Raw genomic sequence first — 23307 nt, 5'->3', positions numbered from 1 at the left:
ACGCTTTGCTGTCATGGGGTTGCGCCTCTTCCTTAAGGTTTCGATTGAAGCTTTGCCCTCCCGGCTTACTGATACAGCAGCAACACTGTCAAGCGACAAACACCCCGAAATCGCCATCCCTATGCCGTTCTTCAGACGAATTCGCGGTTCCCGGTAGGTCTTCCGGCGGTCGGGGCCAATCTGTCGCATAGAACAAAAAGAGAAGATCGGGAGGCGGCGGGGTCACCATCCTCCCGATTCGCGGCCTCCCCGGCAGAGGTCGGCGTTAATACCTCAGCCGAGACCCAGCACGTCCCGCATTGAATAGAGGCCGGGGTGCTGGCCGTGCGCCCAGAGTGCGGCACGGACGGCGCCGACCGCATAGATCTGCCGGTCGTTGGCCCGGTGCGACAGCTCGATCCGCTCGCCCTCCCCCGCGAAGACGACGGTGTGATCGCCGACCACGTCGCCGCCGCGCATGACCGCGAAGCCGATGTCGCCGCTGTTGCGCGGACCGGTGTGGCCGTCGCGGATGCGGGCGGATACGGCGTCCAGATCGACTCCGCGCCCGGCAGCGGCGGCGCGGCCCAAGCCCAGGGAGGTTCCCGACGGCGCATCGACCTTGTGGCGATGGTGCATTTCCAGGATCTCGATGTCGAAATCGGGACCCAGAGTTCGGGCGACCTGTTCGACCAGGACCATCAGCAGGTTGACGCCCAGGCTCATGTTGGGGGCATGGACGATCGGCGCGTACTGGGAGGCGCGCTTGACCGCCTCGGTCTGCCCCGGGTTGAGGCCGGTCGTGCCGATGACGTGGACGGTCCGCGCCTGCGCCGCCAGCGCCGCGTGCCGCTCCGTCGCTTCCGGCGTGGAGAAGTCGATCACCGCGTCGGCGTGGGCGAAGAGCTGGACCGGATCGTCGATCACGGCGATGCCCACAGGGTCGAGTCCGGCCAGCGTGCCGATGTCCTTGCCGACCGCCGGACCGTCCGGCCGTTCCGTGCCGCCTGCCAGCTCGCACCCTTCAGTGGCCACGATTCGGCGCACCAGCATCTGCCCCATGCGCCCCGCGCACCCAACCACTCCGATCTTCATCGCGCCGCACTCCACCTTATAGGACTGGATCGTTCCGATCACTTCAGCCCGTGCTTTAGCACGATCCGCCGTCCGGAACAGCCGCCGAAGACGGCCGATTTTAATTCGACAAGGGCGGTGCTTTGGCCTTGCGCGTCCAAAATCGCTATGGCATATACCCGCCACCTCAACGGGCGCTGCTGTAGCTCAGTGGTAGAGCACTCCCTTGGTAAGGGAGAGGTCGACAGTTCAATCCTGTCCAGCAGCACCATCCTGAACAAGCGCATGACGCGTCGTTTAGTCGAGACCGAGGTTCCTTTAATCAATTACAGTGCCGTTTTCGTGCGCTTGTCCCGGCAGGCGCATTCGCCTTTGCGCGGGTATTTTCAGCGGCAACCATATGCCCTATGAGAAGCGGCGTAGTCCCTTCAAGATTTTATTACCTTCTTACATCACCTTTATCGCTCATACCGGGCCTTGAGCGTTTTGCTATAGCTTCTGCCAAGAAAAACGCCCAGTGGAAGCACAGTAACGATGGCCACTCTCGACTCTCGCATTTCTATTTACATGGATGCCTCCAGCACCAGTGAATATAACCCGCTGCAAATTTCCTACTTCGTCTATGACAGCGCCACCTACGCGAAGTGGGTCAATCCATATTCCGAGTATGTCGAGATTTGGGGTTCATCGAATCCGTCGGCTCAAAGCGTGGTCATCAATTCCCTGAAGATCTCCGAACCGAACGGCAGCCTTATCCTGTCGCTTTCCGGCATCGCTCTGAAACTCAATGCCAACGACCTGGACTCGCTGGGAGTTCAAAACTTCCAGAGCCAGTTCTCCGGCAACGATGACATCCGGGGAAGCAACGAGCATGACATCCTGATCGGCTTCAGCGGCAACGACACCATCACGCCGAACGGCGGCGGCGACAACATCGACGGCGGCACCGGGATCGATACCGTCGTACTCTCCGGCAGCCGTGGGACCTATTTCACCTACCGGAAGGGCGACACGACCTTCATTACCGACAACAGCGGCAAGCAGGGCGTGATGCCGACCCACAACGTCGAGAACGTCAGGTTCACCGACGGCAGCACCTACACGATGGCCGAGCTGACCAGTTCGGCGACATCAGCCGGGACGCACTCGATCTCGCGGCTGTATCTGTCGGCGCTGGACCGGCTGCCGGATCAGGCGGGCCTGAACAGCTGGATCGACGCATCGCGGAACGGGATGACGCTCGAGGAAATCGCCAACGGTTTCGTCGCGTCCACCGAGTTCTCCAACCGATACGGCGGCAACCTGTCGGACGCCGGGTTCATCAAGCAGCTTTACGCCAATGTGCTGGACCGCGCGCCCGACTCCGCCGGACAGAGCCATTGGGCGAAGTATCTCGCCGCCGGCAATCCCCGCGCCGAGGCGCTTGTCGGCTTCTCCGAATCGGCGGAGAACGTGGCCAACTACAAGGACGACGTCCTTCAGCCCCAGGTCGGACGCCTGTATCTGGCGACCTTCGACCGCCTGCCCGATCAGCAGGGCGAGTCGACCTGGGTGAACTACCTCAATGCCGGGCACGATGTCGGGGACGTGGCGGTCAGCTTCGTCAATTCGCCGGAGTTCCAGCAACGATACGGCGCCCCCAGCAATCCGCAGTTCGTGGAACTGCTGTACCAGAACGTCCTGGACCGGGCGCCCGACGAGGCCGGGCTTGCAAACTGGACAAATGCGCTGGACCACAGCCTGAGCAGGGCCGACGCGCTGGCCGATTTCTCCTCCTCTCCGGAGTTCGTGGCTAAGACGGATTATCTGTGGGCATAAGGGCGGCGGGGGCCGACAGGCGCCAAGGCTGGCGTGACCGCATGAACGCCTGCCACGGCCGCGTGACGCGCGGGGTTCCGGCCAGCGAGAAGTCGGTGGCGTCGAGCGACAAGTTGGGGTTGTAATAGGGGTCGCGGCGCAGGACGTCGCCCCAGCGGTCCTGCATGTATTTCACTTCCGCGGCGAAACGGTCGCGGTTTTCCGGCGTCAGGTCGGACCCGCGCGAGGCGGATTCCAGGTGGTACAGCTCGGCGTAGGGGGTCCAGATCACCTGATAGCCGGCTTCGCGGATGCGGATGCACAGGTCGACGTCGTTGAAGGCGATCGCTAGGTTGACGGCGTCGAAGCCGCCGACGCTCTCGAACACGGCTTTAGGCATCACCATACAGGCCGCCGTCACGCAGGACAGGTTCTGGCAAAGCCTGAGACGGGAGAAGTAGCCGTAGTCGTGCCGGCCGAAGCCCTTGTGGGTATGGCCCGCGACGCCGAGCACGCCCAGGATCACGCCGGCATGCTGGATCTTTCCGTCGCCGTACAACAGCTTGGCCCCGACGGCGCCGACGCCGGGACGGGCTGCATGGCTGGCCATCTCGGACAGCCAGCCCGGCTCGATCACCTCGATATCGTTGTTGACGAAGCCGATCAGCGAGCCGGTCGCCTGGGTCGCCGCATCGTTGTTGAGTGCGGAGAAGTTGAACGGTCCCTCGCGGCGCAGGATGCGGACGCGCGGTTCGGCGGCCAAGCCGTCGAAATAGGCCAGCGTCTCAGGCTCGACGCTGGCGTTGTCCACGATCAGGACTTCCAGATCGGGATAGTCGGTCCGGTGGAGCAGGCCGTCGACGCAATTGCGCAGCAGTTCGACCCGGTCTCGGGTCGGCACGATCAGCGACACCCGGGGCGCCGGGTCGGGCAGCGCCCGGCGCACCCTGTTGTAGCCGGAGATGCCGGGCACGACCTGCGCCGCCTGCCCCGTCCGTTCCAGATGCTCCGCCACCGCCCGCCGTCCCGCTTCCGCCGCCTTGCCGCCGTGGTCGGTCGAGAAGGAGCCCGATGTCGCGAAAACCCGCCAGTGATACAGGATATGCGGAATATGGCGGATGCGGTTAGGTTCGGTGAGTTTAGTGAGTTCGGTCACGCGCAGGGCCAGATCCCAGTCCTGGCTGCCCTCGAACCCGACGCGGAAACCGCCGGCGGCACGGACCAGTCCGGTCCGGTAGACGCCGAGATGGCTGATCATGTTCTGGGCCAGAAAAAGCTCCGGGTTCCAGTCCGACTTGAAGTGGGGTTCGTGACGGCGCCCGTCGCCGTCGATCTTGTCCTCGTCGCTATAGATAAGGTCGGCCGGGCCATTGGCTTCCAGGTCGGCCGCGATCCGGTAGAGCGCGTGGGCCGGCAGCAGGTCGTCATGGTCCAGCAGGGCCAAGTACTCACCGGTCGCCAATTCCAGCGCGGAGTTGCTGGCGGCCGAGATGTGGCCGTTGGCCGCACGGGTCACCAGCCTGATCCGCGACTCGCGCTTGGCATAGTCGGCGAGCAGACGGCGGACCGCCGGATCGGTCGAGGCGTCGTCGGCTATGCAGAGTTCCCAGTGGGGATAGATCTGCCCGATCACCGATCCGATGGCCTCGGCAAGGTGGCCGGGATCGGGATCGTAGACCGGCATCAGGACCGAGATCAGCGGCGCCGCCCGCATGGCGGCGATATGGGCACCGATCGCCGCGATGTCGTCGTCGGCCAGCGTGTCGAACAAGGCGACCCAGTCCTTGTAACCGTCATGGGCGGGAGCGTTCAGCCGCTCGGCCATGCGCAGCTTGGCCGCGGCGACACCGTGCTGCGCCACATAGCCGGCCGCTGCGACGACCCTGCCGGGATTGCGCAGCGCCGCCCGCGCCAGAACGTGGAAGCGGGTGATGGGATCGATGCGGAACCCCGTGATCGTAAAGACGCCCGGCTGGTCCATAGGATCGAAGCACAATTCCCGGACGCTGTCCGGCAGCCGGATATACTGGTCGACATGGCCGTCGCGCAGGGACGGCAGCGGATGGCTGATGGTCGGCTGGTCGCCGTCCGGCGTTACCCGGATCGTTCCGCTGGCGTAAGGACGTGCGTCGGCTATGGAAAAACGGATACGGACCCAGCCGGTGGGAAGCCCATGCCGTTCCGCGCTGATGTCGAACCGGGGAGCCGTGCCGGTGCTCTTGAACCGCCCGCCGCCCAGATCCGTCAACTGCCGGACGGCGTGCAGCCGGAAACGTCCCCTGGCAGCCGCAGAAGTGCCGACGCGTTCGTTAGACTTGGAAACCATCGGATCGGACACCCTGACAAGGTTCGGCGAAGGGACAGGCCATGGACCTCGCCATGACGACTCGCACCCTTCTACTCACAACTAATTAACCAGTTTAGCATAGGTTTCCGGCTGATTGCCGTAGATGGTCCGGACCTATACGCCATTCAGCTTAAATTCTACTTCTATTGAGTTACCCTTATGGGTCCTATAATGAAGCTGCGGTGCACTGGTCGGCGGATTTCCCGGTTGCCAATGCACGCCCATGGTGAGTTGGCCGGAACATGGATATTTCGATCAGGCGTATTTTTCAGCTCTGCGCCGTTTTGATCGTCATTGCAGCGATCTATCGAGCGGGGAACACCGGCTTCGAGACGGCGTCCGCCGGCGAATCGGCGTTGTGGGACACGATCCACCTGCTGATAGCACCGCTGGCACGGGTCTATCTCGCCATGTTCGGAAGTCCGGCCACGGCGATTCTGCTAGCCGGCGGTCTTGTGATGGCCGGCATCCTGATGGCCCTGTGGTTCGTGTTCCTCAAAGTTCGGCCCATGCTGAGCAGGCTCGACCGGCTGGCTTCCGACTGCGCCCGCGCACCGGTTCAGTTCGGCCGCGGCGAGGATCTCGATCGGGTGCTCGGTCCCAGCTTCCTCGGGCCGGACTGGCGAGCGTGGCAGGCCGCTGCCGACTCCGGAGTTCGCCCGTCGGCCTACATTACCCTGGCATCGCTGGAGCGTTCGGGGCTGCGGCTGGGATTGATGCAGGCAATGCCGAACTACTTCGTCGGACTTGGCTTGGTCATGACCTTCCTGGGCCTGATCGCCGGCCTGTATTTTGCCAGCCAGGGGATGCGGACCGCAGATATGATCGAGGCGCGGGCGGCATTGGTCCACCTGCTGAACAGCGCAACTTTCAAGTTCCTGACCTCGGTCGCCGGCATCTCCATGTCGCTGATCGTGTCGCTAGTTTTCCGGATTTCCGTCCAGTCCTTGAGTCTGCGCCTGACCCTGCTATGCGACAGGATCGAGGAAGCGACAGCCAGAAGCGCCCGCACGGCGGAGGCGCCTTTCGCTTCACAGGCCGACGGCCAAGCGGTGCTGGCCGAGCGGATCGCACAACTCATCCGGTCGCTCGACCGGCTTGAAGAGACCATCGTCCATCGGACGACGGCTGAACGGCATGCGGTGGGGCACGCGAATTCCGGCCAGCCGATGCCGGTAAGCTGAGAAAGGCGACGGCATGTCCCATCCAGCCGACAGTTTCTCCAAGGACGAAGGCTATTACGCCTCCATGGCCGATTTGATGGCCGGGATGCTGTTCATTTTCATCATCATTGCCATGGTCTTCGCCCTGGACGTCCGCAAAGACAGGGTCGATGCCGTGGCGGAAGCGGAAGCCAAAGCCGAAGCGCGCATCAAGGCGAAGTTGGATGTAACGGCTACGCCGCTGGAGCGTCCGGCCAAGGCCGATGTCGAGATTATGGTCCGCGCCCGGCTGATCGAAGAGATCAGGGATTTCCTGGCATCGCGCGGTATCCAGGCCGAAGGCATCCCGCGCGAGGGATTGCTGCGCCTGCCCGCCGGCCGGTATTTCGCCCCCGCCGGAGCGATGCCGCTGGCTCCTGGCCAGACCATGGTTTCACACCTTGGCGAAGCACTCGGCCGCTGGCTTCCCTGCATGTCCAACGGTGCTCCGCAGCCGGACAGTGCGGTCTGCCAGCCTTTCGCCGAAGCGCGCCTGCGGACGGTACGCATCGAGGTCCATGCCGAACCCGGCCAGCAAACTGCCGCCGAGGTGGACAGCCTGACCGGAGCCCGCGCCGTCCATCTGCTGAGCGGCCTGCTTGGCGTCAGTCCGCGCCTGCTGGACCTGCGCAACGATGCGGCGGAACGGCTGGTCGACATACGCGGCATGGGAGCGCAGTGGCCCCTGGAGCCGGCACCCGTGGAGGCAAAGCCGGCCGAGCCCGCGAAGCCCGCGCCCGGCAAAGGAACTTCCGGAAAGAAGGACACGGGCAAGAAGGATATCGGCAGCGGCGCTCCGGCGACGGCCGAACCGGCACAACCGCCCGGCCAGACGCAGAACCAGGCACGCAGCCAGCGGATCGACCTGCGCTTCGACGTGGCCGTTCCGGGTACGGAGCAACCCGGCCAGCCAGGAGGGTTGATCCTCCGGCCGACTTCCAAGTGAAACGGGCACATGAACAGGACAGGCAAACCAGGCCGTGGCAATGGACTTCGATATCACCGCACCGGCCGGTGCGGTGGACGAGCAGGACGGGGACGATAGCGTGAACATCATGGCACCCACAGCCTTCGAGCAGTTGATGGCCCAACGGGATACCGAGGTCCATACGTCGAATGCCTCGGTCAGTCTCGACAGGGTCGATGTCATTTTCGGCCAACACGTCTACCGCACCGTAAAGGGCGTGCTGGTCGGGATGCTGCGGGGAACACCGAAGGAGGTCATGACCGGCCGCAAGGTGCTGGATGCCATCGACCTGAAGGTCTCGCCCGGAGACAGACTGGGAATCGTCGGGCATAACGGGTCGGGCAAGACGACGCTGCTGAAGGTGATCGCAGGCATCCTTCCGCCGGTCCACGGCACCCGGAACGTCGCCGGCAGCATCGCCCCGGTCATCGCCCAGGGGCTGGGTTTCGAACCGGACCTGCCGCTCCGGCTCAACATCAAGCTGGGTCTGGCCTATTCGAATCGACTGCCCCAGCACAGCCGGGACCTTGAAGACGCCATCCTAGACTTCGCCGAACTGACCGAGTTTGCCGATGCCCAGTTCCAGACGCTCAGCAGCGGCATGCAGGCCCGGCTCACCTTCGCGACCTCGCTGTTCCAGACGCCCGATATCCTGATCCTGGACGAGGTGTTCGCCACCGGAGACGCCAATTTCGTCAGGAAATCGCAGGCCGCGATGATGGAGCATATCGAGCGCACCCCGATCGTGATCCTGGTGAGCCATTCAGCCGGCTTGATCCGCGACGTGTGCAACAGGAGCATCCTGCTGGACCACGGGCGGATGGTCGAAGACGGCCCTACCGACAAGATCCTCGACATCTACGCGCAGCGATATGGATGATATCATGTTACTGAACGAGAGCCTGAAGACAGAGCTGAAGACAGTACATTTCATCGCCAGCGTATCGCTCTATAAGAAGTATTGCGGATCGCTGATCGGCATGGGCTGGTCTTTGCTCAACCCGTTGGTTCAGTTGATCGTCTACTTCTTCGCTTTCGGCCTTATCATCAAGGTGCCGATCGATAACTACTTCGTCTATCTTGCTGCAGGTCTGCTGCCCTGGACCTTCATATCGTCGAGCCTGATCAACAGCGCCACCTCGATCACGTCGCGCAAGGGGACCTGCCAGAACACCGCGATGCCTCACTGGATCTTCGTGCTATCGGACATCTCATGCGAGTTGTTCGCCACGCTGATCGCGATGTCGCTGCTTCTGGCCGTCGCGATCGTCACGTCGGACAATGCGCTGATGATCGTGGCGCTGATCGTGCCGGTGTTGTTGCCGGTCGTGATCTTCACCTACGGCGCGGGCGTGGTGATGGCTTATCTGGGTGTGCTTTACCGCGACCTGCCCCACCTGCTGAACCTGTTCTTCTCGGTCATGTTCTGGCTGACGCCGATCGTCTATCACTGGACCATGGTGCCGAAGTCGATCGAGGTCATCGTCAAGTACAACCCCTTCGCCATGCTTTTCGGCTCCGTGCAGGTGTTGCTGCACGGCGGCGCCGCCCCGACGCTGGACCTGATGATCGCAACCTATGTCATCGCCCTGACGGCGGCGGCGGCGGGCATCACGATGGCGCGCCGGATCGGCAACAAGCTGATCTACGCGTTGTGATACCAGGAGCCGAAGAGTTTGCATGCCGGTCGGCAAGTGTTGGGCCACGGCCCAACCTACGAAGCAGGAGCCTGTAGGTTTGGCCGTGGCCCAACAAACACTGTCCACACAGGTCAATGTCTTCGGCTTCTGGTATTAGAAACGGCATCTAACCGCTTCAGCAGAGCTTCACCGTCATCCCGTGCGTGTCCATGAAGTGGCGCAGCACCAGCTTCAAGCGGGCGACGTGGCGGCGGTCGCCCCGCTCCTGGGCTTGCCTGATATCATCCAGGATGATGCCCTTGATGCAGGTTTCCCCATCGGGACGGTGCAGCAGGTAGTTGCCCATCTCGAGCGCGACCATTTCCGGCACGTGCTCGTGTTCGGCAATGGCGAGGATCTCCGGTTCAGTCAGTTCGCTGAGCGCTATGCAGTCCTCAATGGTGATCATGGTCTGCAACTCCTCCAGGGTGAGGCCCCTTGGCGGCGCGTTGGCGCGGTTAGGGCTCTTCTTGATGTTTTGCGTTCGCTTGATGGACGGGTTGACCTGCCCTGACCGTTGTTTCCAGCCTGCGGCACCTGTAGGTCGGGCCTCTTCAGCCCGACACCCAACGCGTCGGCAGGTCAGAATTCTCCGACCCTGGTATCAGTGGGCGATCAGGACCGGCAGGCTCGGATGGTCGAAGATGTAGCGGGTGACGCCGCCCAGGATCATTTCACGGACCCTGCTGTGGCCGTAGCCGCCCATGACCAGAAAATCCGCCCCCAGTTCAGACGCCCGGGCGACGAGCGCGCTGCCGACCGGCTCGTCGTGCGGCTTCACCACATGGATGCCGGCCTGGATACCGTGCCACGCCAGATAATCCGCCAGCCGTCCGCCTTCCTCCGGAGCTGTCGAGGACGTATGCGCGGTCAGGATATGGACCGTCGCGGCCCTTAGCAGGAACGGCATCGCGGCGGCCACGGCACGGGTGCATTCGGCACTGCCGTTCCAGGCAATGGCGACCGTGCCGCCGATCTTCGTGGGCGGACGATCCGGTGCCAGCAGCAGCGGCCGGGAAGAGTCGAGCAGAGTCGATTCCAGCGTCACCGCCATCCGGTTGTCGCCCCGGCCGGCCCCTTGGGAAAACACCACCAGATCAGACAGGCGCGCTTCGGCCGGGACGATGTCGTCGATGCGGCCGGTTACGGATTTGAACCATCCCGACGCCATGCCCGGCCCCGGTGCCGACTGGGTCACTGCGGCCTGAGCCGCCGCACGCGCGGCTTCGAAGTGCTGGCGGGCGGTTTCGGCATCGGCCGCCGCATCCTTCTCCGCCGCCTTCATCAATTCTTCGATCAGCGCCGCGGACATGCCGTCGCCCAGCATCGGTATCGCGTCGCGCGCATCGATCTTGACGTGGAGCGCCTCTACATGGGCATCGAAGATCCTGGCGACCGTGAAGCCCATGGCGAGGACAGCGCGGTCGCTGTCACGGCCGGTCACCGGCACGAGAATTTTTCGAAGCATTTTTACCGCTCCCTTATTTCATCAGGAAGTCTGTTATCCTGGGGAGCTTAAGACCGCGCCTGTCCGTTCTCAATGACTCACATCAATTCGACGACCGAATAGCTGACTACCACTAATGCTACACTTGGATCAATTATGAGATAATTTGTCGTAATTTTGATTTGCTGTCTTCATCCCCATCAAGATGAACGACCCGCGGCCATGAGATTTCCCCCAGGGCATAGGTTAACTGGCGCCGGACCACGCTTTCGCCGGCATCGGAGGCATCGCCGGTCCGGGCCTCGACACGGGCGATCAGCACTTCGGGAGGCGCCTCCAGCCAGATGCCCCGGAACGGGACGCCAAGACGGCGCGCGAGATCCTCCAGCGCCGCCCGCTCTCCGATCCGGGCATGGACGGCATCGACGACGACGCCGTGGCCGGCGGATACGATGCGGCGCGCCCGGTCCGCCAGTTCGGCATAGACGCGGTGCGTCATGTCGGGAGCGTAGGCTTCGGGCGGCAGGCGGTCCGTTTCCGCCACTCCCCACAATTCCTTCCGCACAGCGTCGCTGCGAAGCACCACGGCACCCGGCGCCGGACCGATGTCCGGAGCAAGCATGCGGGCGACCGTGGTCTTGCCGGAGCCGGAAAGTCCGCCGACCGCCACCAGCTTCGGCCCGGGCGGATCGATAGCCGTCAGCGCATGGTCGAAGTATTCACGTGCCGACCGGTCCTTGCCGGCCGAGGCCTCGACCTTGGCGCGGACGGCGGCGCGGGTCGACAGGAACAGTGGCAGCAGCACCAGCCCACCGATATCGCCGGTCCGCTCGAGCATGCGGTTGAACAGGGCATTGGCAAGGGAGCGCAGGCCCCGGTGCTCCAGGTCCATCAGCAGGAAGGCCTGATCGTAGAGCACGTCGACGATCGCGATGTCGTCGTTGAACTCGATGCAGTCGAACAGGGTCGGCTGCCCGTCCACCAGACAGATGTTCCGCAGGTGCAGGTCGCCGTGGCAGTACCGGACCAGCCCGCCGTCGCGCCGAAGGTCGAGCAGGCCGGCGTGCCGGTCCAGCGCCACGCGGGAAAGATCCGCCAGCCGCGCCAGCCGGTCCGGTCCGAACAGGTCGGGCCGCTCGGCGAGTTCGGCGACGTTGTCCTCCACCACCCAGCGCATCGCGGCCTGCCCGCCCCGATCGGTGAACCGCTCCGCCGAGGCATGGAAGGCCGCGACGGCATCGGCCAGCCGGCGCATCAGGTCGGCGTCGAGCCTGCCGCTTTCGGCCATGCGGTCGAACAGCGCTTCCCGATCGACCCGCGCCATGACGACCAGCCAGTCCTCGGCCTCCCCTTCCGCCCTCTGCACCAGAGGTCCTAGCCGGAAGCCGTCGGCAGCGCCCCGCAGCACGGGAGCCAGGCCGAGATAGAGCGAAGGGGCCGTCCGGCGGTTCAGCTTCACCTCCGCCTCGCAGGCGGCGGCCCGCTTCTCGCGCGTGCCGTAGTCCATATAGGGAAAGCTGACGGCCCGCTTGAGCTTGTAGACACGGTCGCCGGTCAGGAAGACCATGCTGCCATGGGTGTCGATCCGTTCGACATCGCCGCCATGGGTGGCGGGATCGGACAGGAAGGCGGCAATAGCGGCCTGATCGGCGGGGGAACTGGCACCTGTCATCATACCCCAGTCTAGCAAGTCGGCGGCGTCGAGTTGAACCCCTTGTCCTCAGGAAATATCGGGCGGATTTTCCGGAGAATTCCGCCATGCGGGTTTTTCCATAAATGGCAGGGAATCGGCGTTGACAGACCAGTGGGTCCGCCGCATCGTTCCCACATCGCGGCGCAGCAATCCCTGCACCGTCCCGCCACGTCCGAGACCAGCTTATCCGGAGCCCCCGCCCGGAGCCTCAGCGCCAGGAGCAACCGACGCCATGCCACGGCGCCCTCTTGCGGACCTTCCCGGCAAAGCCGCCCCAGGTGCTGGCCGCTCCGCTTCCATCCGCAGCCCCCGTTCGACGAAAGCCCGCACCATGCAGCAGGACTCCCCGGTCATCGCCTCCCCTATCCTCGCGACCGACAATGCGGAGACTGCCGGGATGACCGGACCGGCGCAGGACGGCATGACCGGACTGAACTGGCCGCTGCTGACGAAGGATGCCTGCTTTCCGCCGGCGGACGCGGCGCCGGCCGATCTGGCCGCCCTTACCGCCGATCTGGTCGCCGCCCTCAAGCGCTTCAACGAAGCGACCGACGACGACCCGTTCAGCAACCCGATCCAGCGGGTGGCGCTTGAACTGTCGCGCCGGATCGAGGACGGTTCAGTCTCCTACGCAACGCTGGAGCAGCTGATCCAGTACCTATCGGCCGACGGCTTCATTGGTCGCGCCGCCCGGCTGAAGCGCTATGTCGGGGAAATGGACCCGGATGCCAATATCCGCATCCTGACGGCCAAGATCGAAGCGCTGGCGATGCCGCCCGGCACCGCGGAGCCGGTGGCGTTCGAGCAGTTCCGCGCCCAGGTGGAGCACGAGTTGTTCGGCATCGTCATGACCGCGCACCCGACGTTCAACCTGTCGGGCGAGCTGATGGAGCTGCTGACCACGATGGCGTCCGGCCGGGCCGGCGACGGCACCCCCCTGCCCGAATCCACCCGGCGGGAACTGGTCGACCATATGGCGGGGCTGGTCCACCGGCCCGACGACGACCTGAGCCTGACGCGGGAACACAACCTGTCGCTGATCGCGATCGGCAACGTCCAGGCCGCCTTGCGTCAGCTCTACGGCATCGTCCATGACGTCGCGGCCAATCATTATCCGGACCGCTGGACCGAGCTGACGCCGCGCCTGATCACGGTGGCGAGCTGGGTCGGCTACGACCTGGACGGCCGGTCGGACATCAAGTGGACCGATACGCTGCGGAAGCGCCTGATCGTGCAGGTGGCCCAGCTGCGCCATTACCGGGAGGAAGTCCGGGCAGTGCGCGAGCTGACCGCCATCGGACCTGCATCGGGCCACCAGGCATCGAGTGGACCGGCATCCGGGGGTGAGGACATCCGCCACACGCTGGACCTCCTGGAGTCGCGGCTGGCGCTGGCGATCAACGAGGTGACCGACGAGATCGGCGTGTTCGGCCAGGACCCCGGAGAAGCGGAGGCGCTGCCCCATATCCAGCGCATCGCCCAGCGGATGCACGACGGCATCTCCCTGCGCCTGATCGACAACGCCCAGGCGATCGGGCTGATCGACCGGATCATCCGGCTGGCGGGCTCTGCCGAAAAGGCCAGCCAGCCGGCCATTCACCGGCTCTGCACCCTGCGGGCAGAGATGGCTAACTACGGGCTCGGCATGGCCCACACCCATGTCCGGATCAACGCGACCCAGCTTCACAACGCGATCCGCAAGACCGTCGGGATGGAGACGGCTCCCGACGATCCGCGCTACCGCCAGTGCTACCTGAATTCGCTGAACGACCTGCTCGACAAGGTCAGGCCGCAGACGATCAATTTCGGATCGATCATGTCGGAGCGGACATCCGCCAAGCGGCTGTTCATGATCGTGGCGCAGATGCTGAAATACGCCGATGCGACGACGCCGGTCCGTTTCCTGATCGCCGAGTGCGAGTCGGCCTTCACGCCGTTGACGGCGCTTTATTACGCCAAGCTGTTCGGCGTCGCCGACAAGGTCGATATCAGCCCGCTGTTCGAGACGGAAAAGGCGCTGGAACAAGGCAGCCGGGTGATCGATCAGTTGCTCGACAATCCGCATTACCGCGCCTATGTCCAGGCGCGCGGCCGGCTCTGCATCCAGACCGGCTTTTCCGACGCCGGGCGCTATCTGGGACAGACGCCGGCCTCGGCGTCGATCGAGCGGCTGCGGCTGCGCATCGCCCGGCTGTTCCCCAAGCACGGCCTGACGGGCGTCCAGCTCGTCATCTTCGACACCCATGGCGAATCGATCGGCCGGGGGGCGCACCCGGCGGGATTCGAGGAACGGCTGAGCTATACCGCCACGCCGTATTCGCTGGAATACCTTGCCGACAACAAGGTCGATTTCAAGCAGGAGGTCAGCTTCCAGGGCGGCGACGGATTCCTGTATTTCGTGACGCCGGCCGGAGCGCTGGCGGTGATCACCCGCATCCTGGAGCACATGTTCGGCGACCGGGGAGAGGCGCGGAACGACCCCTATTACGAAGATCCGGATTACATCACCGAGTTCTTCACCACTGTGAAGGAGTTCCAGGTCTCGCTGGTCAGGAGCCAGGACTACGCGACGCTGCTGGGCGCTTTCGGCACCAACCTGCTCTATCCGTCGGGCAGCCGCGCGATCAAGCGCCAGCACGACGGCAACGACGATATCGAGCAGGCGTCGGTCAGCCAGATCCGCGCGATCCCGCACAACGCGATCCTTCAGCAACTGGGCCTGCCGGCCAATACCATCAGCGGCGTCGGCGAGGCGATCGACAAGGACCCGGAACGGTTCCGCCAGCTCTACCTGCGCTCCAACCGGTTCCGCCAGTTGATCGGCATGGTCGAGTACGGGGCCGCCATCGCGTCGCCCAATGCGCTGCGCGCCTATATCGACACGCTCGACCCCGGCCTGTGGCTGCTGCGGGCGGCCAAGACTCCCGACCGCGCGCGGGCTGAGCAGATGCGGCGGCTGGCGGGATACCTCGAGGATACCCAGCTCCATGCCCGCCAGACCAAGGTCGGCCGCAAGCTGTTCGCCGATTTCTGCATCCTGCGGAACGGCCTGGCCCAGATCGAGGGCGGTGGCTGCGGGGCGCTGGTGAGCGGAGCGGCCCGGGAGCAGCTTGGCGTGCTCCACGCGGTACGGATAGCCCTGATCCACGAGATCTTCCTGCTGTCGACCCACATCCCGCAGTTCAGCAACCAGCACAACACGACCCATGCCCGGCTGCTGCTGCGGGTGCTGCACCTGGACATCCCGACGGCGGTGAGCCAGCTGGAGCGCATCTTCCCGGCGACGACGGATACCGCCGTGACCGGCGACTTCGGCGAGCGCGCGACCTATGCCAGCGACGAAAGCCAGAACTATCAGCGCGAGAACGAGGACATCTTCACGCCGATGAACGGGCTGTACGAGCTGATGCGCCGGGTCAGCATCGGGGTCGTGCACAGGATCGGCTTCTTCGGGTAGCAGGTCCGGGGCGGCATCGACGAATCACCGTGCAGCCCGTCCCTAGTGCGATTGCGGATGATGCGGCAACCGGACTGACACTTGTACCGGTCGGCTACAGACATATCTCCAACGCCGACCTGACCGAAGCGAACCTCGGCGGCGAGATCGTCGTAGCCAGACTGCACGTTCCCGTCAGACCGCCGGTCGGGAACGGATAGGCCAGTCATGGGTTTGACCGGCACCTTGCGCTCATCGTCATCCGGAGACCGGCCATTACGACCTTCAACCTGCTCCTGGCCTCCGGCATCCTGCTGCTCGGTCTGGCCGTCGCCTATGGTCTGGCGTGGGGCGCGATGATGCTGATCCGTCATGGCGCTGCCAGATTGCAGGGTCCGGTCCGCATGTCGCGCCATTGGGTGCGCGACCGGCCGGTGGTGGCGCTGCTGGAACAGCGCTTTCCACGGACTTTCCGTTTCACCGCCGCACGGCTCCGGACCAAACAATTCGACGGGTTGCCGCTGACGCTGATGGTCCTGTTCGCCCTGTATCTGGTCGCACTGTTCGGCGGGCTTGTGCAGGAACTTCACGAGGCCGAAGGGCTGGTCAGGCTGGACAACGCGGTGGACCGCTGGTTCGACGCCCACCGGGTCCAGCCCTTCATCGACGCCATGGTATGGCTGACCCTGTGGGGCGAAGGCCCGACCACGACCATCGTCGGGCTTGTGGCCTCCCTGCTGTGGTGGAGCAGCAGCCGGGGGCATCTGGTGATTCCGTACTGGATCTGCGTGCTGGGTGCCCAGGTCACGACCTGGAGCGCCAAATACATCATCGCGCGCGAGCGCCCGGCCAACTGGGACCTGATCGAGGCGCACAGCCCGGCCTTCCCCAGCGGCCACGCGACGGCGGCCATCTCCGTCTATGGCTTCATTGCCTACAGTGTCTGGCGGACGATCCAGACCAAGCCGCGAGCCCGGTTCGAAGTGGTGTTCTGGGGAGCTGTGGCGATCGCCATGATCGGCTTCAGCCGGATCTACCTGAGCGTCCACTTCCTCAGCGATGTCGCCAGCGGCTATGTGGTCGGTGGTTTCTGGCTGGCGGTCGGAATCGTCGTGACCGAGTGGTACACCGAGAAGCGGCACGTACGGCAGGCGGACAGGGAACGGTCGGCAGGTGGTGCCGGCGAAAACCGGGACGCGCAGGATGCGGATCGTTATTTCCAATAACTCCGGATGTTACCGGACAGGTTTTCAACCATTCCAAAATGCAGCCTGCCCCCTTGACCCAAAAGGTCTTAGACCAAAGTACAGCGTTACAGTCTCGCCCGGATCGCTATTATGTAGCTCCATCACCCACGAAATGGTGAGGCGAGCTGTGCTCAAGGTGTCAACCACGAGCTTTGCTCGAAATGTCCCAACCAGGAGAGGATTACGCTATGAAGTGGAAGACCCCCCGGATCGTCGAGATCGCCGTCGGCATGGAAATCAACTGCTACGCCTGCGCCGAGATCTAACCTACCCTACACTACCCGCACCGCCTGCGGTTGAAAACTGGATACGGCCGTGAAAATAGTTGTGCTGGGCTCGGCCGCCGGCGGTGGCTACCCTCAATGGAACTGCAACTGCGACACCTGCCGCAGGGCGTGGAGCGGCGACCCCGCCGCCAAGGCGCGCACGCAGTCCTCCCTTGCGATCAGTGCCGACGGCGAGAGCTGGTTCCTTCTGAACGCTTCGCCCGACCTGCGTAAGCAGATCCTCGATACCCCCCTGCTCCACCCGAAGTCCGGACGCCGGCACAGCCCGATCATCGGGGCCGTGCTGACCAACGGCGACGTGGACCACGTCTGCGGGCTGATAAACCTGCGGGAAAGTCAGCCGCTGACGCTCTACGCGACGTCGCGTATCCACGAAGTGCTGGCAGCCAACAGCGTCTTCCAGGTGCTGAACGCCGATCTGGTGAAGCGCCGGACGCTGGCGCTGAACAGCCCGGTCGAGCTTGAGGGTCCGGATGGTCCCAGCGGCATCACCGTCGAGATGTTTACGGTCCCCGGCAAGGTGGCGCTGTACCTGGAGGGTGCGGCACCTGTGCTCGACGGCGAGACCGAAGACACGGTCGGGCTCCGCATAAGCGGTAACGGCAAAAGTTTTTTCTATATTCCCGGCTGCGCTCGGCTGACCTCTACCCTGGCGGACCGCGTCCGTGGCGCCGAACTGCTGCTGTTCGACGGCACGCTTTGGCGCGACGACGAAATGGTCGTGCAGGGCGTCGGCACCAAGACCGGGCGGCGGATGGGGCATATGAGCGTGTCGGGACCCGATGGGTCGCTGGCCGCCTTCGCCGATCTTGGCATCCGCCGCAAGATATTCATCCATATCAACAATACCAACCCCATCCTGCTGGATGACAGCCCCGAACGAGCATTCGTAAAAGAAGCCGGCTGGGAAGTGGGGGAAGACGGAATGGAGGTATCGCCATGACTGAATTATTGAGCCCCGACCAGCTTGAAGAACGCCTGCGCGCAATTGGCGCCGCCCGCTACCACAGCCTCCACCCGTTCCACGAACTGCTGCATACAGGCAAGCTGAACTTCGGGCAGGTCCAAGCCTGGGCGCTGAACCGCTACTATTACCAGTGCAATATCCCGATCAAGGACTCGGTCGTGCTGTCGCGCCTGACCAGTGTCGAGGACCGCCGCGCCTGGCGCCAGCGGATCATCGACCATGACGGCAGCCAGCCCGGCGAAGGCGGCATCGCCCGCTGGCTGAAGCTGACCGAAGGGCTGCACCTGGACACCGCCTATGTCGAAAGCTGCGCCGGCCTCCTGCCGACGACGCGCTTCGCGGTCGAGGCCTATGTGCATTTCGTCCGCGACCGGACGGTGCTGGAAGCGGTCGCTTCGTCCCTGACGGAGCTGTTCTCGCCGGGAATCATCCAGAACCGGGTTTCCGGCATGCTGGCTAACTACGACTTCATCTCGAAGGAAACGCTGGCCTACTTCAACAACCGCCTGACCGAAGCGCCGCGCGACGCCGATTTCGCCTTGGCCTACGTCAAGCGCGAGGCGCGCCGCCCCGATCAGCAGCAGGCCGTCCTGGCAGCACTCGAGTTCAAGTGCGACGTGCTGTGGGCACAGCTCGACGCGCTGTACTACGCCTATGTCGCCCCTGGCCATATCTCGCCCGGCGCCTTCGTGCCGGAAGGGTTCACAACCGAACTCAGGCGCTGATGATGAGCGAGGACAGCGGAAGCGTCCGTCCGACGGTCACCGAAGAGAGCGTGCCGCGGCTGCCGCGGCACGTGAAGTTCCGGTTCGATCAGGCACGCGACGCCTGGGTCGTGCTGGCGCCGGAAAAGGTCTTCATGCCGGATGAGATCGCGGTCGAGATCCTGAAACGGTGCAACGGCAGCACCACATTGCGGGACATCATCGACGACCTGGCCAAGACCTTCGAGGCGGACCGCGACACGGTGGCGTCCGATGTCGTTGTTCTGCTCCAGGATCTGGCCGACAAGGGGATCATCACGCCATGAACGCCCTCTCGCCGTCTCCGACCAAGGAAAAAGCCGGTTCCGCGGCGCCGGCCCCGCCGCTGGCGCTCCTGGCCGAGCTTACCCATCGCTGCCCGCTGCAATGCCCCTACTGCTCCAACCCGGTGGAACTGGAGCGGTCGGGCGCCGAACTGGACACGGCCACCTGGAAGCGGGTGCTGGAGGAGGCGGTCGGACTTGGCGTCCTTCAGGTCCATTTCTCCGGCGGCGAGCCGACCGTGCGCAAGGATCTGGTCGATCTGGTGCGGCACGCCGCCAGCCTCGGCTGCTACACCAACCTGATCACGTCGGGCGTGCTGCTGGACGGCGCCCGCTTGCAGGACCTGTACGACGCCGGGCTGGACCATGTTCAGCTCAGCTTCCAGGACACCGACATCGAGAGCGCCGAGCGGATCGGCAACTTCAAGGGCGCCCAGGCGCGGAAACTGGACCTTGCGCGGCAGGTCCGGGAACTTGGGCTGCCGCTGACCGTCAACGCGGTGGTCAACCGGCACAATCTGGGCCGGCTGGAAGAGATGATCGAGCTGGCGCTGAAGCTCGGGGCCGAGCGGCTGGAAGTCGCCCACGTCCAGTACTACGGCTGGGCGCTGAAGAACCGCGCTTCGCTGCTGCCGACGCGCGAGCAGCTCGACAACGCCACCGCGATCGTGACGGAGGCGCGGGAGCGGCTGAAGGGCCGGCTGATGATCGACTACGTCATCCCCGACTACTACGCCAAGCGCCCGAAGTCCTGCATGGGTGGCTGGGGCCGACAGTTCCTCAACATCTCGCCGGCCGGCAAGGTGCTGCCGTGTCATGCGGCGGAGAGCATCACGGGACTGGAGTTCGACCGGGTTCAGGACAGGTCGCTGGCGGATATCTGGCGCAACTCCCCCGCTTTCCAGGCCTATCGTGGGACCGACTGGATGCCGGAGACCTGCCGGACCTGCGATCGGCGGGAGATCGACTGGGGCGGCTGCCGCTGCCAAGCCTTCGCGCTGACCGGCTCGGCCGACGCGGTGGACCCGGCCTGCGGGCTGTCGCCGCACCATGCGGAGATCTTCGAGCTTGCCGAACGCGAAGCCGGCGCTCCGCCGCCGCCTTTCGTCTACCGCCGGATCGGCGGGGGCTGAGCGCTGCCGGTTACTTGGGCAATGTTGCGACTTTCAGCCATGGCGGAGTTGTTGGGCCACGGCCCAACCTACGAAGCAGGCGCCTGTAGGTTGGGCCGTGGCCCAACACCGGTGCGCTGACAAGTCAGCAACGCCATCAGGACCGCTCAAAGCGGACACCGCCGGGCGATCCAGGCGGGGGGTGAGGAGTCGGTCAAGGCGCCCTGGGCGCCGACGCCGGACAGCACGATCTGGTCATTGCCGACGATGTCGTAGAACTGGGTGTAGCCACCCTCGAAGACGATCGTGAAGCGGTTGCCCAACTGCTTGAACTGCGTGATGGTGCGCTTCTCGGTGCCGCCGAAGGTGCTCCACGAGGTTTGCAGCCCGTCGGTCCACTCGATGTATCCGAGGTCGCATTTGGCGCCCCAGCGCCCGCGCAACGGGTCGGGCGTTTCCGTCGTACCGGCGGAGGCCTGAGCCGCCTCGAACTGAGCGCGGGCTTCCGCGATCAGGGCCATGGCGGTGGCGCGGTCGGCACTGGCCGGCGTCCAGTCCACCCGATCCGGCGGATCGACGTCGGGGCAGCGGACCAGCGCCGGACCGCCGGGATGCGGGCCGGTACGGGTGCTGAAATACGAGACCTGCTGGATATTGTCAGGTCCGAGGCGGCTGTAGCGTGCTTCGGTCGAGCCGTCGAAGGCGATCAGGTCGTCGTCCACCATGCCGTAATAGACGGTGCCGCCGGAAGCCAGCGAAGTACGAGCATCGAACAGATAGCTGCGGTCGGGCTGGTACAGCAGGTACTCGGTGGCGCAGCTTGCGGCATCCTTCGACCACTTGCCGAAAAGCCCCGCCGCTTCCCTCGGCGTCGCATCGGCGGGAGGCGGCGGTACCGGCGCCGGTATCGTCGGCGGAGCGGCCGGAGCCGCCGACGCCGCGAGGCGCGCCGCCTGGACGACGGGCGGCGGTACCGGCTGTTCCGCCATGGGGATGACGTGCTCGGGCAGGCTCCACAACACGGCGGCGGCGATGCCGGCCAGGGCAGCCGTCGCTGCGCCGGCTTTCGCCACGGTGCCGCGCGAGGGGGGCCATGGACTGCCAGCCGCCGCCGGATCGGACGCCGCCGACGCCTTCGCCAAGGTCCTGCGCGATGGCGTGAATTCGACCGGTGCCGGAGGCTGGTCCAGGAACTTCGGGCGGACGGTAGCGGGAGGCTCCGCCAGTTCAAGCTCCGATCCGAGGCGGAAGGTACGCGGCGCATCCTCCTCGTCGCGGTCGTCGATCTCGAAGATGGGATCGGGCACGGGCGTCAGCTCGAACGGTCGGTCCGGCTCGGCGTCCTTAAGGTGTTCCCACAGGATGCGTTCAGGCTTGTCTTTCAGGCTTGGGTCGATCAGGGCGATCCGGACGCCGTCGCCGGGCAGCATCTCCACCAGCGTCCAGGCCATGCGGGCGGCCTCGAGGTCGTCGGCCATGAGGCACAGGACCGACCACTTGTCCTTGTGCTTTTCCAGCGTCTCGATAGCGAACCTGAACGCGCTGACATCCATGCCGAACTTCCACCATGATCCAGGCGGCTGGGGCCGCTCGATGCCGCCCCGATTCATCCCCGCCGCATTGTCCCATACTACCTCTTTCGATAAGGTGGATAAAGTGGTGCCGAGGTCGGACTTCGCCGGACTTTATCGGACTTGGCGGAGCCGAGGGGTGCTGGTATGATGAGTATATAACAAGGTGCCAAGAAACAGATCTGAGGGAGGCCCGATGACCGCTCGGCGCATCACCGCGACCTACCGTATCGAGACGGCGTATCCGATCCGCGAAGCGGTCGAAACGATGGCGGGGGAGCAATCTACCGGGACCTTCGTCCGGTTGCCCGGCGAGACCGACGAGATGCGCGAGCTTTACGGGGCGCATATCGAGAGCGTCACGGAACTGGGCGAGGTTGCCGAAGCGTCGCTGCCGGGAGCCGGGGTGCCGAAAGGGCTGCCGGGCAAGCCGGTGTGGCGGCGGGCCGAGGTGGTGCTGTCGTGGCCGCTGGCTAATTTCGGCGCGTCGCTGCCCAACCTCGTCGCCACCGTGGCCGGCAACCTGTTCGAACTGCGGCCCTTCAGCGGGCTGCGGCTGCTCGACATCTCACTGCCGGAGGAGTTCGCCGCGAAGTATCCGGGGCCGAAGTTCGGTGCCGAGGGGACGCGGCGGCTGTCCGGGGTGGAGGGACGGCCGCTGATCGGGACCATCGTCAAGCCCAGCGTCGGCCTGGGGCCGGAGCAGACAGCAGAACTGGTCAGGGTGCTGTGCGAGGCCGGGATCGACTTCATCAAAGACGACGAGCTTCAAGCCGACGGGCCGCACTGCCCGTTCGAGGCGCGGGCGCGGGCCGTGATGCGGGTGATCGGAGATCATGCCGAGCGGACAGGCAAGAAGGCGATGTACGCCTTCAACATCACTGGCGACCTGGACGAGATGCGGCGGAACCACGATCTGGTGGTGGAACTGGGCGGCACCTGCGTGATGGCGAGCCTGAACTCGGTCGGGCTGACCGGCATGATCGAGCTTGGCCGGTTCAGCCAGTTGCCGATCCATGCGCACCGCAACGGTTGGGGCTATCTGTCGAGGGAACCGTCGCTGGGCTGGTCCTATGTGGCGTGGCAGAAAATCTGGCGGCTGGCCGGCGCCGACCACATGCATGTCAACGGCCTCCGGAACAAGTTCTGCGAGAGCGACGAGAGCGTGATCGCCTCGGCCAAGGCTTGCCTGACGCCGATGTTCGACAGCAAGCCGTGCACGGCGATGCCGGTGTTCTCGTCCGGCCAGACGGTGCGGCAGGCTCCAGCGACTTATGCGGCACTCGGGTCGACGGACCTGATCCATGCGGCCGGTGGAGGCATCATGGCGCATCCCGACGGTCCGGCCGCCGGTTTCGCGGCGCTTCGCGAGTCCTGGGAAGCGGCCCTGGCCGGCGTCCCGCTGGAGGACTATGCGCGGGACCATCCGGCGCTCGCCAAGGCGCTGGGAGCCTATGCGGCATGAGACCGCCGTC

Annotated in this window: 20 protein-coding genes and 1 tRNA gene; 14 read left to right on the top strand and 7 right to left on the bottom strand. The window is 64.8% G+C overall.

What is annotated here, in order from left to right; translation table 11 throughout:
* Positions 1–273 precede the first annotated feature (273 nt).
* Positions 274–1074, bottom strand: coding sequence for a 4-hydroxy-tetrahydrodipicolinate reductase (gene dapB, locus N826_RS07195; protein ID WP_044427456.1), 801 nt, complete (start codon positions 1072–1074; stop codon positions 274–276).
* A 175-nt stretch (positions 1075–1249) separates the two neighbouring features.
* On the opposite strand from dapB, the gene N826_RS07190 reads away from it, so the two are divergent.
* Together N826_RS07190 and N826_RS07185 are read left to right on the top strand one after the other, a co-directional pair.
* Positions 1250–1324, top strand: a tRNA-Thr gene (locus N826_RS07190).
* Between the two features lie 296 nt (positions 1325–1620).
* Positions 1621–2871, top strand: a complete 1251-nt coding sequence (locus N826_RS07185) for a DUF4214 domain-containing protein (RefSeq protein WP_044427113.1) — start codon at positions 1621–1623, stop codon at positions 2869–2871.
* Here the strand turns inward: N826_RS07185 and N826_RS07180 are convergent.
* Positions 2846–5176, bottom strand: coding sequence for a glycosyltransferase family 2 protein (locus N826_RS07180; RefSeq protein WP_063772216.1), 2331 nt, complete (start codon positions 5174–5176; stop codon positions 2846–2848). The two genes, N826_RS07185 and N826_RS07180, sit on opposite strands and share 26 nt — an antisense overlap.
* Positions 5177–5439: 263 nt before the next feature.
* Between N826_RS07180 and N826_RS07175 the strand changes: the two genes are divergently transcribed.
* Genes N826_RS07175 through N826_RS07160 form a run of 4 tightly spaced genes read left to right on the top strand, consistent with a single transcriptional unit; the run spans position 5440 to position 9024 of the window.
* Entirely contained in the window at positions 5440–6381 is a 942-nt protein-coding gene (locus tag N826_RS07175) for a hypothetical protein (protein ID WP_044427111.1), read from the top strand.
* Between the two features lie 13 nt (positions 6382–6394).
* Positions 6395–7345 (top strand): hypothetical protein, encoded by a 951-nt coding sequence (locus tag N826_RS07170; RefSeq protein ID WP_044427109.1) that lies wholly within the window; start codon positions 6395–6397, stop codon positions 7343–7345.
* 40 nt (positions 7346–7385) lie between these two features.
* Positions 7386–8246 carry an ABC transporter ATP-binding protein gene (locus N826_RS07165; protein ID WP_052830898.1) on the top strand — a complete coding sequence of 287 codons (861 nt, stop codon included), beginning with the start codon at positions 7386–7388 and terminating at the stop codon, positions 8244–8246.
* 4 nt (positions 8247–8250) lie between these two features.
* A complete protein-coding gene (locus N826_RS07160; RefSeq protein ID WP_044427107.1) occupies positions 8251–9024 on the top strand; it encodes an ABC transporter permease in 774 nt (257 codons plus the stop codon).
* Between the two features lie 157 nt (positions 9025–9181).
* Here N826_RS07160 and N826_RS07155 read toward each other — a convergent pair whose 3' ends face one another.
* From N826_RS07155 to N826_RS07145, 3 genes are all read right to left on the bottom strand, one after another.
* Positions 9182–9454: a hypothetical protein gene (locus N826_RS07155; protein WP_044427105.1), complete on the bottom strand. Its 273-nt coding sequence runs from the start codon at positions 9452–9454 to the stop codon at positions 9182–9184.
* A gap of 195 nt (positions 9455–9649) precedes the next feature.
* Positions 9650–10513, bottom strand: coding sequence for a universal stress protein (locus N826_RS07150; protein WP_052830897.1), 864 nt, complete (start codon positions 10511–10513; stop codon positions 9650–9652).
* A 133-nt stretch (positions 10514–10646) separates the two neighbouring features.
* Positions 10647–12167, bottom strand: coding sequence for a bifunctional aminoglycoside phosphotransferase/ATP-binding protein (locus N826_RS07145; RefSeq protein ID WP_044427103.1), 1521 nt, complete (start codon positions 12165–12167; stop codon positions 10647–10649).
* A 250-nt stretch (positions 12168–12417) separates the two neighbouring features.
* Here N826_RS07145 and N826_RS07140 point away from each other — a divergent pair, with 250 nt between their 5' ends.
* On the top strand, positions 12418–15642 hold the full coding sequence (locus tag N826_RS07140; protein ID WP_084720564.1) for a phosphoenolpyruvate carboxylase: 3225 nt from the start codon (positions 12418–12420) through the stop codon (positions 15640–15642).
* On the opposite strand, the gene N826_RS42865 is transcribed toward N826_RS07140, so the two are convergent.
* The gene (locus N826_RS42865) at positions 15540–15995 is read right to left on the bottom strand and encodes a hypothetical protein (RefSeq protein WP_147040228.1); all 456 of its coding nucleotides are present in this window, start codon (positions 15993–15995) and stop codon (positions 15540–15542) included. The genes N826_RS07140 and N826_RS42865 overlap by 103 nt on opposite strands.
* Between N826_RS42865 and N826_RS07135 the strand changes: the two genes are divergently transcribed.
* The 6 genes from N826_RS07135 (at position 15978) to pqqE (ending at position 20282) form a co-directional block, all read left to right on the top strand.
* Complete coding sequence (locus tag N826_RS07135; protein WP_084720563.1) at positions 15978–16847, top strand: phosphatase PAP2 family protein; 870 nt, start codon at positions 15978–15980, stop codon at positions 16845–16847. The two genes, N826_RS42865 and N826_RS07135, sit on opposite strands and share 18 nt — an antisense overlap.
* A 209-nt stretch (positions 16848–17056) precedes the next feature.
* Positions 17057–17134, top strand: coding sequence for a pyrroloquinoline quinone precursor peptide PqqA (gene pqqA / locus N826_RS07130; RefSeq protein ID WP_084165078.1), 78 nt, complete (start codon positions 17057–17059; stop codon positions 17132–17134).
* A gap of 49 nt (positions 17135–17183) precedes the next feature.
* Complete coding sequence (gene pqqB / locus N826_RS07125) at positions 17184–18098, top strand: pyrroloquinoline quinone biosynthesis protein PqqB (protein ID WP_044427097.1); 915 nt, start codon at positions 17184–17186, stop codon at positions 18096–18098.
* Positions 18095–18847, top strand: a complete 753-nt coding sequence (gene pqqC, locus N826_RS07120; protein WP_044427095.1) for a pyrroloquinoline-quinone synthase PqqC — start codon at positions 18095–18097, stop codon at positions 18845–18847. The genes pqqB and pqqC overlap by 4 nt, the downstream gene beginning before the upstream one ends.
* 2 nt (positions 18848–18849) lie before the next feature.
* Entirely contained in the window at positions 18850–19152 is a 303-nt protein-coding gene (gene pqqD / locus N826_RS07115) for a pyrroloquinoline quinone biosynthesis peptide chaperone PqqD (RefSeq protein WP_044427093.1), read from the top strand.
* A complete protein-coding gene (pqqE, locus tag N826_RS07110; protein ID WP_044427090.1) occupies positions 19149–20282 on the top strand; it encodes a pyrroloquinoline quinone biosynthesis protein PqqE in 1134 nt (377 codons plus the stop codon). Before pqqD ends, pqqE begins: the two co-directional genes overlap by 4 nt.
* 146 nt (positions 20283–20428) lie before the next feature.
* Here the strand turns inward: pqqE and N826_RS07105 are convergent, their stop codons facing one another.
* Positions 20429–21814 carry a hypothetical protein gene (locus tag N826_RS07105; protein WP_044427089.1) on the bottom strand — a complete coding sequence of 462 codons (1386 nt, stop codon included), beginning with the start codon at positions 21812–21814 and terminating at the stop codon, positions 20429–20431.
* Positions 21815–22028: 214 nt separating this feature from the next.
* On the opposite strand from N826_RS07105, the gene N826_RS07100 reads away from it, so the two are divergent.
* Positions 22029–23297: a ribulose-bisphosphate carboxylase large subunit family protein gene (locus N826_RS07100; protein ID WP_044427088.1), complete on the top strand. Its 1269-nt coding sequence runs from the start codon at positions 22029–22031 to the stop codon at positions 23295–23297.
* Positions 23298–23307: the final 10 nt, after the last annotated feature.

This window comes from Skermanella aerolata KACC 11604, assembly GCF_000936425.1.
Classification (GTDB): domain Bacteria; phylum Pseudomonadota; class Alphaproteobacteria; order Azospirillales; family Azospirillaceae; genus Skermanella; species Skermanella aerolata.
This window is presented reverse-complemented; position numbering and strand designations above follow the sequence as displayed.